General features: G+C 56.7%; 16 protein-coding genes. 13 read left to right on the top strand and 3 right to left on the bottom strand.

Going from position 1 to position 12,531, the window contains the following annotated elements:
• The first annotated feature begins 69 nt into the window (after nucleotides 1-69).
• The 7 genes from JCM2850_RS06325 (at nucleotide 70) to JCM2850_RS06295 (ending at nucleotide 5,910) form a co-directional block, all read left to right on the top strand.
• Nucleotides 70-1,086, top strand: coding sequence for an AAA family ATPase (locus JCM2850_RS06325; RefSeq protein ID WP_025870584.1), 1,017 nt, complete (start codon nucleotides 70-72; stop codon nucleotides 1,084-1,086).
• A gap of 4 nt (nucleotides 1,087-1,090) precedes the next feature.
• Nucleotides 1,091-1,954, top strand: coding sequence for a DUF58 domain-containing protein (locus tag JCM2850_RS06320; RefSeq protein ID WP_025870583.1), 864 nt, complete (start codon nucleotides 1,091-1,093; stop codon nucleotides 1,952-1,954).
• Nucleotides 1,955-1,956: 2 nt separating this feature from the next.
• On the top strand, nucleotides 1,957-2,913 hold the full coding sequence (locus JCM2850_RS06315; RefSeq protein WP_025870582.1) for a hypothetical protein: 957 nt from the start codon (nucleotides 1,957-1,959) through the stop codon (nucleotides 2,911-2,913).
• Nucleotides 2,914-2,933: 20 nt separating this feature from the next.
• Entirely contained in the window at nucleotides 2,934-3,914 is a 981-nt protein-coding gene (locus JCM2850_RS06310) for a vWA domain-containing protein (protein ID WP_025870581.1), read from the top strand.
• On the top strand, nucleotides 3,905-4,441 hold the full coding sequence (locus tag JCM2850_RS06305) for a hypothetical protein (RefSeq protein WP_025870580.1): 537 nt from the start codon (nucleotides 3,905-3,907) through the stop codon (nucleotides 4,439-4,441). The genes JCM2850_RS06310 and JCM2850_RS06305 overlap by 10 nt, the downstream gene beginning before the upstream one ends.
• Nucleotides 4,442-4,447: 6 nt before the next feature.
• Nucleotides 4,448-5,443: a vWA domain-containing protein gene (locus tag JCM2850_RS06300; RefSeq protein WP_025870578.1), complete on the top strand. Its 996-nt coding sequence runs from the start codon at nucleotides 4,448-4,450 to the stop codon at nucleotides 5,441-5,443.
• Nucleotides 5,444-5,544: 101 nt separating this feature from the next.
• Nucleotides 5,545-5,910 (top strand): hypothetical protein, encoded by a 366-nt coding sequence (locus tag JCM2850_RS06295; protein WP_025870576.1) that lies wholly within the window; start codon nucleotides 5,545-5,547, stop codon nucleotides 5,908-5,910.
• A 12-nt stretch (nucleotides 5,911-5,922) separates the two neighbouring features.
• On the opposite strand, the gene JCM2850_RS06290 is transcribed toward JCM2850_RS06295, so the two are convergent.
• Nucleotides 5,923-6,438: a protein YgfX gene (locus JCM2850_RS06290; protein ID WP_148301207.1), complete on the bottom strand. Its 516-nt coding sequence runs from the start codon at nucleotides 6,436-6,438 to the stop codon at nucleotides 5,923-5,925.
• 173 nt (nucleotides 6,439-6,611) lie between these two features.
• On the opposite strand from JCM2850_RS06290, the gene JCM2850_RS17585 reads away from it, so the two are divergent.
• The 6 genes from JCM2850_RS17585 (at nucleotide 6,612) to JCM2850_RS21285 (ending at nucleotide 10,952) form a co-directional block, all read left to right on the top strand.
• Nucleotides 6,612-7,304: a YgfZ/GcvT domain-containing protein gene (locus tag JCM2850_RS17585; protein WP_234406135.1), complete on the top strand. Its 693-nt coding sequence runs from the start codon at nucleotides 6,612-6,614 to the stop codon at nucleotides 7,302-7,304.
• A complete protein-coding gene (gene ygfZ / locus JCM2850_RS22535; protein WP_369384851.1) occupies nucleotides 7,241-7,627 on the top strand; it encodes a CAF17-like 4Fe-4S cluster assembly/insertion protein YgfZ in 387 nt (128 codons plus the stop codon). The genes JCM2850_RS17585 and ygfZ overlap by 64 nt, the downstream gene beginning before the upstream one ends.
• 3 nt (nucleotides 7,628-7,630) lie before the next feature.
• The gene (locus tag JCM2850_RS06280; RefSeq protein ID WP_025870572.1) at nucleotides 7,631-8,113 is read left to right on the top strand and encodes a nuclear transport factor 2 family protein; all 483 of its coding nucleotides are present in this window, start codon (nucleotides 7,631-7,633) and stop codon (nucleotides 8,111-8,113) included.
• Nucleotides 8,114-8,245: 132 nt separating this feature from the next.
• Nucleotides 8,246-8,815, top strand: a complete 570-nt coding sequence (locus tag JCM2850_RS21805) for a TonB-dependent receptor plug domain-containing protein (protein ID WP_199898267.1) — start codon at nucleotides 8,246-8,248, stop codon at nucleotides 8,813-8,815.
• Nucleotides 8,766-10,391, top strand: coding sequence for a TonB-dependent receptor plug domain-containing protein (locus JCM2850_RS17580; protein WP_199898266.1), 1,626 nt, complete (start codon nucleotides 8,766-8,768; stop codon nucleotides 10,389-10,391). The genes JCM2850_RS21805 and JCM2850_RS17580 overlap by 50 nt, the downstream gene beginning before the upstream one ends.
• A gap of 228 nt (nucleotides 10,392-10,619) precedes the next feature.
• A complete protein-coding gene (locus tag JCM2850_RS21285; RefSeq protein ID WP_051525296.1) occupies nucleotides 10,620-10,952 on the top strand; it encodes a TlpA family protein disulfide reductase in 333 nt (110 codons plus the stop codon).
• 120 nt (nucleotides 10,953-11,072) lie between these two features.
• Here JCM2850_RS21285 and JCM2850_RS17570 read toward each other — a convergent pair whose 3' ends face one another.
• A complete protein-coding gene (locus JCM2850_RS17570; protein ID WP_234406134.1) occupies nucleotides 11,073-12,104 on the bottom strand; it encodes a sensor domain-containing diguanylate cyclase in 1,032 nt (343 codons plus the stop codon).
• Nucleotides 12,077-12,517, bottom strand: coding sequence for a hypothetical protein (locus JCM2850_RS22530; RefSeq protein ID WP_234406133.1), 441 nt, complete (start codon nucleotides 12,515-12,517; stop codon nucleotides 12,077-12,079). The genes JCM2850_RS17570 and JCM2850_RS22530 overlap by 28 nt, the downstream gene beginning before the upstream one ends.
• Between the last annotated feature and the right edge of the window lie 14 nt (nucleotides 12,518-12,531).

Genomic DNA, 12,531 nt, shown 5'->3' with positions numbered 1-12,531 from the left:
TACCATACGGGAAATTTTCCGCTTCACGATAAGCACCCCCGCAACCATCCTCTGTACTGGACATCCTAGATGAGTGACCGTCAACTGGCCGACTGGCGTAAAGAAGCCCTGCACCTGCAATCTGAAGTCAATCAAGTCGTCGTCGGTCAAGCTGACGCAGTGCGTTTGATTACCACCTCCATCTTTGCGCGCGGCCATGTGCTGCTCGAAGGCGATGTAGGCGTGGGCAAAACCACCTTGCTGCGCGCCTTCACGCGTGGCATAGGCGGTGGTTATCAGCGTATTGAAGGCACCATAGATTTGATGCCCAACGATCTGGTGTATCACACTTATCTCGGTGATGACGGCAGGCCGCACGTCAGCCCCGGCCCCCTGCTCTCGCATGGCACTGATCTCGCTGTGTTCTTCTTTAACGAAATCAACCGTGCGCGGCCACAGGTTCACTCACTGCTGCTGCGTGTGATGGCAGAACGCACTTTGTCTGCCTTCAATCGCGAGCACACTTTCCCGCATATGCTGGTGTTTGCCGACCGTAACCAGGTTGAAAAAGAAGAAACCTTCGAGATACCTTCTGCCGCACGTGACCGCTTCATGATGGAAATCCCCATCTTGGTGCCTGCCGATCTCGACATTATGGAATCACTGATTTTCGATACCCGTTACCATGATGTCGATGCCCTAGTGAACCAGGTCAAACCCGATATCCTGCAATTTGACCAGCTCAATCAAGTGGCGGCAGAGATTCAGTCCAGCATACAGGCTAGCCCCACCCTGCGCCGCTATGCCCTGGATTTGTGGCTGGCCACCCGCAGCCCGGCCGATTATGGCGTCAAGATTGAAGGTGTGGACAGCAAGCGCCTGGTGGTAGCGGGCGCCAGCCCGCGCGGTATCGCCATGATGATGCGCGCTGCACGCGTCAATGCCTGGCTCAATGACCGTGAAGCCGTAGTGCCCGAGGATATTCACGCGGTGTTCCATGAAACCGTGGCGCATCGTCTGGTGTTCAGCCCTATCTACGAAATGCGCCGTACCGAAATTGCGCGCGAGCTGTTGAGCCAGATCATACACGCCATCAGCGCGCCTTGATGCCATGGTGCCCGAGCTCGCCAAGGAATACACCTACCAGATCGGCTGGCGCTCACGCGGCCGCCATCCAGGCCGCCACGCCAGTTCGCAACGCGGCCTGGGTATGGATTTCATGGGCCATGCGCCGCTGATCTCCTACCCCGACCCGCGTCGCATAGATCTGCGCCTGACCCTGCGCGACCCCATGGAACAAGTCTATGTGCGCATCTACAACCAGCGTAGCGCCACGCCAGTGTTTGTTGCCTGCGATCTCTCAGGCTCCATGGGCTTTAGCGGCCATGTCAACAAAATGCGCATCGCCGCCGAAATCACCGCCTCCACCGCGCAATCCGCCTCACGCATCAACGACCCGTTTGGTTTTATAGGCTTTGATAATCAAGTGCGCGATGAATGGCTGACACGCCCCAGCGTGCGGGTACAAGCCGCCTACGCTCTGGCCGAGCAACTGGAAAATTACCGCCCGCCGCATGTAGGCGGCGAAGGCCTGCTGGAAGTGGCCAAGCATTTGCCACGCGAGCGTTCGTTGGTGCTGCTGGTATCGGATTTCCATATGCCGCTGGATGTGATTGAAGAAACCCTGGGCTCCATGATGCGCCACCATGTGGTACCCATCGTGCTGTGGGATGTTGCCGAGTACAAGGCAATTCCCGAATTCGGCCTCACCCACGTCACCGATAGCGAAAGCGGCGAACGCCGCACACTGCTGCTGCGCAAATCCACTCATGCGCGCATCCAACATGCCTTTGCCGAGCGTCATGCCGCCCTGACCGCATTATTCATGCGCTATGACAGACCACCCTTCTTTATAGAACAGGGCTTCGACGCCGATGCCCTGACCGACTACTTCTACCAGTTTGTAACGGCATGACCATGACAAGACACCTGCGATTGATTGCCCTGCTTCTGCCACTCTGGCTCATGCACGGCTACGCCCATGCTGCCGCTGAAGATACCGGCCAGGTCAGCAGCAAGGAGCTCCCGGTAGACATCACTGCCATCAACCCCGAGCGTGAGGTGGGTTACCACGTCGGCGATGTGCTTACGCGTACCCTCATACTCAAGGTCGCGGACAAATATGAACTGCTGCCCACCTCTATCCCCATCCCCGGCAACCAGAAACGCTACCGCAACAAGGAACAAGGCATAGAAATCTATGCCAGCGATCTCAAGCACGAGCATAGTGGTGACCAAAACATCTACACCCTGCGCTTAAGCTATCAGGTCTTCACCTCCAGCATCGTCGCCAAGCCTGCCGCGTTACCACCGGAATTCGTCAAGTTCACTGGCGAGGGCCAGTTGTACCGTGTACGCCTGCCAAGCTGGAACTTCCGTATCTCGCCACTGGCTGTCTATGGCTCAGTGAGGATAGAAAAAGACATGAGCCAGTTCCGTGGCCCCTTGCTGCTGGATGATAAGAGACAGCAACTCACCCTGCGTATTGCCCTGGTGGTGCTGGGCCTCAGCCTGCTGGGCCTGCTGTATATCTTGGGCAATCGTAGCTGGCTGCCGCGCATGGGCGGACCATTTGCCAAGGCAATGCGCATAGTGAGAAAAACCCCGCAGGATGCGGCTGGCGTGCAGTTGGCCGTGAGCAGCCTGCATCAAGCCTTCAACCAGCATGCGGGCCACAGCGTGTTCACTGCCGAGGAAGTGCTGGCCAAGCTGCCGCAATTTGGCGTCATGCAGGCCGAGATTCAGCAGTTCTTCCAGCTATCGCGCGCGGTGTTCTTCGATGCCAAAGCCCCCAGCAGCCTCAATGAACCTGCACACGTCTGGCTGCGCAAATTCAGCCGCCGCTGCCGTGACGTAGAACGAGGGCTAAAGTAATGCAACGAGGACTTAAATAAGTGAATTTCGCGCACTCCTGGCTGCTATTGCTGCTGCCGCTAAGCCTGGTGCCGCTGTTGCTGGAGCGCCAGCACAGCCGCAGCTATTCCTGGCTGGGCCTGCTGCCGCGTGACCGCCTCTCCGATTTACTCGGCCTGCTGCTCAAGATCATGGCTGCGCTAGCGCTGGGCTTGATGCTGGTTGGTGCTGCAGGCCCAGCCACCGATGCGCAATTCATAGAGCGCGTTGGCCAGGGCGCACAGCTGGTGCTGATCATAGACCGCAGCGCCAGCATGGATGAGCCTTTCTCCGGTGCCGAGACCAGTGGCGTTGCGGGTGAATCCAAGGCTGCCGCTGCCGAGCGCCTGATCACGCACTTCGTCAAAGAGCGCAAGAACGATATGTTCGGCATGGTCACCTTCAGTAACTCCGCCATGCATGCCATGCCACTCAACGACAACCGCGAAGCCATACTGGCCGCCATACGCGCTGCCGGCGGCACTGCCCTGTTCCAGACCAATATAGGCAGCGGCCTCACCACTGGCCTTGCCCAGTTCGACAAAACGCCGGATTCTGGCTCGCGTGCGGTGATTTTGCTGTCTGATGGCGGTGGCCGCATGGGTGCCAACACCCAGCAAAAGATACGCGACTGGCTGGAGCGCATGAATGTGACGCTGTACTGGATTGTGCTGCGCCAGCCCGGTGCCACCAGTATCTTTGACACCAGTTATGTGCCGCCCGAGGACAAACCCCTGCCCCCGGCGCTGGAACTCAACGACTTTTTCAAGACCCTGCGCACTGGCTACCAGGCTTACGAGGCAGAAGACCCGAAATCCCTGGCAGCGGCGATTGAAGATATCAACCGCAAGGAAAAGAAACCCATACGCTATCAGGAAGAAATTCCTGGCCGCGATTACGCCCCGCTGTGCTATCTGCTGGCAGCACTATTGCTGGCCGGGCTGCTGGCAGCCAAATTCATAGAGGTAAGAACATGGCACTGAGTGCAAAGAAACTGACCTGGGGACTGCTGACCCTGGCGCTGGCGGCCGCAGGCATTGCCGCCTGGCAGCTAAAGCAAATTCAGGATATCCGTGAATTCAATCAGGCTGTCCAAGAGGCCAAAACGCCGACTACACACAAGGATAGTTTCGAGGCCAAGTTTGCCGTGGCCTACTGGCAAGCCAAGAATGCCCGCTATCAGGAAGCCACGCATTTATTTGGCCAACTGCTGGAACAAGGCAATGCCACGCAGAAATCCGCCGTGCAGTTCAACACCGGCAATATCTTCTTTTTGCGCGGCCTCATCGTCAATGGCAGCAATATCACCGTGCGTGATGAAACCGAATATCTGCTCAACCAGGCCAAGACCGCCTATGAGCAATCCTTGCGCCTGGATCACAGCTTCTGGGATGCGCGCCATAATCTGGACCGTGTGCTGAGCATGCTGCCCGCCACGCCAACACCGGGTTCAGGTGAGTCTGATTCGCCTGGCCTGATCATGGGCAACATTCCGGTTGGTCTGCCTTAAGAGCTGATGATGCCATTGCTGCGCTTTTTAAAACCCTATCTGCACCGCGATACACTGTTGCCACTAGTGGCGCTGCTGTTATTGCTGCTGGCCGCCTTCAAGCCCACCGTGCCCATTCCGCGCAATATCTACAGCTATATGCTGGTCATGGATATCAGCCAGAGCATGAACACCAAGGGCATGCACTGGCGCGGTAACGAAGTCTCGCGGTTGGATTACGCCAAGCATCTGGCGCATGACCTGGTGGCTGGCATGCCATGCGGCACCCGCGTCAGCCTGGCGTTTTTCTCCGGTGTCAGCGTGGCTGCGCTCTATACGCCTATCGAGGTATGCGCTAATTACGCGACCATACAAGATACCATTGCGCGTGCCGAATGGCGTCAGGCCTGGTCCGGCAACAGCCGCCTGCGTGAGGGCGTAGACTCATTAAGCCGCTTGCTGCGCACCATGCCCGAGCAGACCCAGGCCATATTCCTCACCGATGGTGAGGAAGCCCCGCGCCTGCATACCTTTAACACCCGCGATCTGGCCAATTTCCAGGGCGCGGGCGATTGGCTCATGGTCGGCATAGGCAGCAAGGAGCCACAGCCTATCCCCAAGTTTGACGAAAACAACAAGCTGCTGGGCTATTGGTCAGCAGAAAACTTTGTCATGCAGCCGGGTGTGGCGCAGATCTCGCAGCAGAATCTGGGTGCGCGTGATGAACGCACAGCCTCCTCGGCCAATGATCGCTACCAATCCACGATGGATGAGGAATACATGCTCAAGCTCAGCCAGGAGATAGGCGCACGTTACGTCAATGGCGATAGCCTGGAAGATGTGCGTAGCGAGATGGGCAAGCTCAAACCCAGCCGCCGGGATTTCTCACCCATGCATGTAGATTGGATACTGGCGCTGATTGCCGGGGCACTGCTGCTGTCGTCATACGCGCCGCAACGCTTGAAGAAACTACTCAAGCGACTCTCGCATCGACTCTCACATCCCCCCAGCGCCAAATCTTGATCTGGCATAGCAGACCTGGCATTTTTCGCCGTGGCTGCAATGCCCAACAGTTACGCTGACATACATTACAATTCCCAACCTTGTACCAGTTGGGAGTTTGTATGAAGTTGTCTATATTCACCTTATCCGCATTGCTGCTAACGCTCCAGACCCAGGTGATGGCCAGCCCGTTTGCCGACAAAGCCGCATTCGAGCAAGCCGCCAAACAAGAGGTATTGCAAGGCCGCGCCAACCTTAAGCTACAAGGCTTGATCGTGACAGAGTTTGACGACAGCCTGAATCTCTGTGGTGAACTGCAAGAAGACCTTGACGCCCCCTGGACGCGCTTTATCAAGATTTTTGACAAGCAGGCGCAGCGCTTTGATGCCGTGTGGATAGAACCTGCTGAGTCCGCCTATGAGGTGGAAGAGTTCAAGAAAAACCAGTTTGAAAGCTATTGGGATAGACGCTGTTCCAGCATCAGATAGTGCACAGGTATTTTACGTTAGCTCAGTCAGCGATACTTGCTCATTTTCCAAGGGCCCCCAACGCAGCCACACGCGCAAACGCCTGAAAGCATCGGCGTCCACGGCGGACGGCAATATCAGGCAAGTGATCTTGCCCTTGCCCTGCGCCAGGCGGAAATTCAGCAGGCTCAAGCTGGCAAACACCACGCTGTCATGCTGCAAGCGCACAGCCAACTGCCTGCCATCGCGCAGCGTCAGATGATAAGCCCCCTCTCTATCCAGCGCCAACAGCAGCACCGCATCATCAGACTGCCGCCAGGCATGCCTGAGCAGCGCCTGCCAGCCCAGCACCAGCAACACCGGGCATGCCGTCATGACGGCAAAGAAGCGCCACCACCAGGGCCAGGGCATAAGCCAGGCCAGGGTCAACACCGAAGCCAGTGCCATCAGCATGATGACGAGCAAGAGCAGAGCCAGATGCCTGGATGCGCCCAGCTTGAGCGTAATGGGTTTCACCGCTCTGGGTTTAGGCCGCAAGTGAGTTTGCACCGGGGTTTGCCCTGCTGCTTTCAGCGCTATGCTTTTGAATCCAGCGGCTATCCAGGCTGTGCATCTCCTCGCCGCCACCTTCACGCTATAATGCGCTTTGGACGCTGCTAACGACTTGTCTGCGTTCTCAGGTTTATTCATAGGCAATATTCAAGGATTAAGAAAGGTTCTGCATGAGTGCATGGCAAGAATTCCTCAGTAGCCGCACGCCCACCAGCACGGCGGACGATGCCGAGCAGGCCGCTCTGGCGCTGCCCACGGCCGAGGCTGGCGACAGCATAATGGTTGATCTCTCGCATTATGGCCTGCTCAGCCTGGAGGGTGAAGATGCCCAGACTTTTCTGCAGGGTCAGGTGACCAACGACGTAAAACTACTGAATGGCAGCAGCCACTACAGCGGCTACTGCTCGCCCAAGGGCCGCCTGCTGGCACTGTTTCTGGCTTTTGCCCATGACGGCAAACTCTGGCTGCAATTTGATGGTGGGCTGACAGCCGCCATTGCCAAGCGTTTACGCATGTATGTATTACGCTCTAAAGTGGTGATTACCGAGCACAGCGCTGAAACCCTGGTGCGTTTAGGCGTGGCAGGTCAGCAAGCTGAGGCCGCGCTGCGCGCGCAGTTCACCAGCATTCCTGAGACCGAGTACGCCGTGGTTTCCCAGGATGGGCTGGCCTTGATCCGCCTGCCCGGCAGCCTGCCACGTTACGAAATCATCATCCGGCGGCAGAAGCCCCTGCACTATGGGACAAGCTCGCCGCTACGCTCAAACCTGCTACTCAGGCCGATTGGGATAATCGCGAGATTCATGCCGGGATTCCGGAAATTGTCAGCGCCACTCAGGAAACCTGGGTGCCACAAATGGTGAATTTAGACTTGCTCAACGGCATCAATTTCAAGAAGGGTTGCTATACCGGGCAGGAAATTGTCGCCCGCACCCATTACCTGGGCAAGGTCAAGCGCCGTACCCACCTGGCGCACCTACCCCTGCTTGCGCCTATTGCTGCGGGTTCTGAAATCGTCGATGCCGCAGGCAATGTTGCAGGCCAGGTCGTGCGCAGTGCTGCCAACCCCGATGGCGGCCAGGATATCCTCGCCGAACTACGTCTGGAAAGCGTGGAGGCTGGGGCTTTGAGCTGGCAAGGTATGGCGCTGCAATTGCTGCCTATGCCATACGCGCTGGAAAAATAAATCATGCGCATATGGCTTTTACCCCGGCTCAACATCTGGGCATTGCTGGTTAGCATGGTGCTGGCTTGCAGCACAGCCGCCCTGGCTGAAAGCCCCAAGCGCGATCTGGCCAAGGAAGAAGCCAACCGCGCCCTGGTGCTGAAGTTTTACGATCAGTTCTTTAATCAGCACCAGGTGGCCAAAGCCGCCCAGGTAGTTGCTGAGCAATACAAACAGCACAACCCGGAAGTGCCTGATGGCAAAGCGCCATTTGTGAATTTCTTCACGCAGTATTTTCAGGAACATCCGCAGTCACGCGCCCATGTCATCCGCAGTGCCACAGATGGTGATCTGGTGTATCTGCATGTGCACTCGGTAAGCCATGCGCAAGATAGAGGCCAGGCCGTGGTGGATATATTCCGTGTAAAGGGCGGCAAAATCGTCGAGCACTGGGATGTGATACAGGATGTGCCTGCTGCAGCGCAGAATCGCAATACCATGTTTTGATGGGCGCACTGCATGATGAGACTGGGCAAGGCAATCAGCCTGGACAGCCACATCAAGCTAGATCAGGAATAAGTCATTGCCAGCCCGCTTGTTAATGATTACTCTTTACAATTGCCTAGCCCTGAAGCCATCATGCCCCCCAGCCAGACCCGCTCTAATTCCGCCACCTGGCTAGCCGCTCTCTACCCAAGTTTATTCTTCATGGGCACTGCACTGGCGGCCGAAGAACCCCCGCTGCAGATTGAGGAAATCACCATCAAGAGCCGCAGCAATCAGGGCGCTACCCGCCCCGGCGCTTTGCGGGATGAGCTGGTCAAAACCGAATCCATTTCCGAGCGCCGTATAGAACAATCCGGCGCTACCAATCTCACCGAGGCGCTGGAAAAACAGCCTGGCATCGCGGTGCAGGTGGAGTGCTCCATCTGCAATGTGCGCAATGTGCTGCTCAACAATCTGCCCGGGCGTTACACCACCCTGATGATAGACGGCATCCCCATCTATTCCTCGGTGTCTTCCGCCTATGGCCTGGATAGTGTCAGTGTCTGGGGCATAGAGCGCATTGATGTAGCGCGGGGGCGCGGGTGCCAGCCTGATTGCGCCCGAGGCGCTGGCAGGCTCGGTCAATATCGTCAGCAAGCGGCCACAGCAGGATATGGCCAGATTGCGTGTGCAGGGCGGCAGCTATGGCGCCAGGCTTTATGAAGGCTATCTGGCGCAGGCCATGCAAGGCGGCGCATTAACCGCAACCTTCAGCCAGAGCCGTCATGAAACCGTGGATGACAGCGGTGAAGGCGTCTCTGAATACACTGGCTTTGAGCGCAAGATGCTGGGCCTGGGCGCGTTTGTCGATGATATTGGCGGCTTTAAAGTGCGTAGCCGTCTGGATCTGGTGGATGAGCAGCGCAATGGCGGTGCACTCGGCAAGCATTACAGCGCTATCAAGGCGGATCAGTCCGGCAATCCTTTTGATTTCAGCCAGGGCCGTCATGGCTCGCAGTTCAGCAACGGCTGGCTGGCACCAGATGGTGGCAATTTCATGCCTTACAATCTAGGCCGCGCCGGACTGTCCGAGATTATCTTCACCAAGCGTGCGCAATGGGTAGGTTCGGGCGAAAAGCTCATAGGCCCAGGCAAGCTGCGGCTAGCCTTTGGTGCAGCCCAGCACAAGCAGGATAGCTTTTACGAAATCACCACCTACAAGGCCAAGCAGCAGCAATACTATCTCGAGGCCTCTAATCAATGGCCAGTCGCCGATTGGTTGCTGACCACTGGCCTCAATTACCGCTATGAAGATTTACGTAGCGAAGGCTATTCCGCCGCCAATGATCTCTTTACCAAGGGCGTGGATAATTACCGCTACCGCACGCCCGGGCTGTTCTTGCAGGCCTATAGAACGCTGTTGCAAGACAAGCTGGAACTCAATGCTTCCGTGCGTCAGGATCAGCACAATGTGTTTGGCAGCATCACCTCACCACGGTTGAATCTCTTGTATCACCATACCGATGAACTCAGCAGCCGCTTGAGCCTGGGCCGGGGCTTCCGTGCGCCCACCAGCTTCTTTGAGCAGGATCACGGCATTCTTGATGACATCCGTATCGTGCGTCTACTCTCAAAACCGGAGAAATCCGACAATCTCAGCTATGCGCTGAGTTATGCCGATGAACGCCTGGCGGTCACCAGCTCGTACAACTACAACCGTATTCACCATATGGCCATCATGACGCCAGGGGTGCTTGACCCCAGTGGCGGCCCAGGCACGGTGACACTGTTTGAGAATTCTCCTGACAAGGTGGTAGTGCAAGGTGTGGACATCAACCTTTCCTATCAGCTACGCCCCAGCACCGTGCTCAGTGTAGGTGCCGAGCGCTTTCACTATGATTTTGCCCCCGGCACCCTGGTGTTCTCACGTCCGGATGCACGCGCCTTTGTCACGCTGGATTACGAGCAAGGCCCCTGGACTGCTTATGTGCGCCTGAACTGGACAGGCCCGCATGATCTGAAACGCTTTTACGATTACGCCAACAACCCGCGCTATAACTTCGATGGCAGCCGCAAACTCGACCGTAGCCCTTCTTACACCACCACCGATGTACGCGCTGAATACCAGCTCAACAAAACCGTGGCCTTATATGCGGGCGCAGATAATCTGTTCGATTACACCCAGGTCAGTAAAGAAAACTTCTTGTGGATAGATGGCGCAGGCAATATCGATTTCACGCAACTCTGGGGGCCGGGGCGCGGACGCTATCTCTATGCCGGACTTAAATTCAGCCTTTAGCCCGCTCTGCCGCATGCTGCGCTTCATGGGTCAGAAATCCCAATTCAAACCCCGCTGGCAGCATGCACTGCTGACTATACTGCTATTCACGGTCAGCAGCCTACTATTGCGGCCAGCGCTGGCTGAGGATGCCGCATGGAACTTCACACTCCCCAGCCAGGATGGCCAGCGCTTTGTCAGCCTCGCAGAGCTTGCGGGGCCGGCATTGGTGAATTTCTGGGGGGTGGATTGCCCACCTGTGTTGCCGAGCTGCCCATGCTGGGCGCTTATGCGCGCCAGCATGCCGATTGGCAGGTGTTACTGGTCAATACTGACAGTGCCGCTGCGGCGCAGCGTTTTCTGGAAAGTCATGCCTTGAGTGATATGGCCTTGAGCGACATAAATGCCCTGACCCTGCTACGCCCCGGCCTTAATGTCAGCGGGCTGATGCGCAAGGCTGGCAATCTGCATGGCGTGCTGCCTTACAGCGTGGCGGTGGATAGGCGCAAGCACATCTGCTTCCGCAAGGCGGGTGCGCTCAACCAGGATGATTTGGTCAAGATGCGTGAAGTGTGCCGTTAGCTGCAAGTTAGTACGGCTGGGCGATGGCTAGGCTAGGCGATGCTAAGGCTAGGCGATGCTAAGACTAGGCGATGATAAGACTAGGAAAAATGGCCTGGCAGCGACAAAGGCTAACAGCGATCAGACGCGGCCAAAGTGGACCTGATTACGCCCAGCGGCCTTGGCGGCATACATGGCCACATCGGCACGCTCCAGCACCATATGGATATTGTCACCGGGACGCGCTACCGCCACCCCCAGGCTGGCGGTAATGGCAATCTGCTCACTCTTATAGGCAATAAGCTCGTTCTCGATGGCGTGGCGTATCTTTTCCGCGAGTTGCATGGCGTTGTGTTCATCGCAATCCTTGATCACGATGAGAAACTCCTCGCCACCCCAGCGGCAGACAAAGTCCGCAGCACGCGTGCAGGATTTCAGCATACGCGCAGTCACCGCCAGCACATGGTCGCCACCAAAATGCCCCAGCCTGTCGTTGATGGATTTGAAGTGGTCTATATCCAGCACCATTAGCGCCATGCTGCTGTTGGCGCGGCGGTTTTCATTGAGGAATACATCAATGACGATATCAAATGCTCTACGGTTAGGCAGCCCGGTGAGGCTGTCGGTAGTCGCCATGGTTTCCAGCCTGGTCTGGTAACGGCGCAAGGCCAGATGCGTCAGCAGCGCCACCACGGCGGTGACCACCAGGCATAGCAGCAGGTTGAGATAAAGCGCATGGCGGATATCACTGGTGGCCTCGCTCTCGCTCTGACCCACAATCAAATACCAGTTCAGCTCGGGAATATAGCGCGTGTTGACCAGCTGCTGCGCCCCATCCAGCTGGTACTCAAAACTCACCTTGTCCTGCTTGCCCTGCCTGATCTGCTCGAATATGCCATTCAGGCCCGGGGTTTGCCGCACATTGCTGCCCACGGGCTGCGCCTTGCTGCTGGAAAGCTGTACCTGGCCATCGTGATCAACAAACACCACTTCACGCTTGAAGCGGCGCTGATAATGGCTGATGAGCTTCTGTACCGAATCCACGGTAAGACCCACGCCCACAGCACCCAGATACTCACCCTGATAATCCAGCACGCGGTAATTGATAAAGATAGTGAGCGCATCGGCATGCGCCATGTCACGGTCTACATTGATCTCATAAGGCTGGGCCATGGCGCGCACACGGTAATACCAGGTGTCACGTTCTTCATCAGGCGCACCTGCTTGAGCAGGCCTTGGCCATAGTAGTAATTCAGGCTGTGCTCAGACACCAGAAAACTGGCAAAAGCGCCGTAATGCGTTTGCACTTCCTGCAGGTAGCGGCTGATTTTGTTGATGTCATTTTCGCCATCTATCATCCAGTCGCGCAGGAAAGTGTCGGACGCCATCATGGACGAGACAAAGATGGGGCGTACCAGGTCTTTCTGGATTTCAGAATAGATATTGTCAGAACTGAGCGGCAGCGAACTCTCGACAATGGCATTGTGGATGGAGGTACGCGAGACGTGGTAACTCACCAGCGACGTGGCTATAAAGCCGGTGCTGAGAATCGCAATAATCAGGAAGATGAGTCTATATCTGCTCATGGTTTAAACACTTG

The organism is Methylobacillus glycogenes JCM 2850, from assembly GCF_000617925.1.
In the GTDB taxonomy this organism is placed as follows: domain Bacteria; phylum Pseudomonadota; class Gammaproteobacteria; order Burkholderiales; family Methylophilaceae; genus Methylobacillus; species Methylobacillus glycogenes.
The sequence above is the reverse complement of the archived record's forward strand: the minus strand, read 5'-3'. Positions and strand labels throughout refer to the sequence as shown.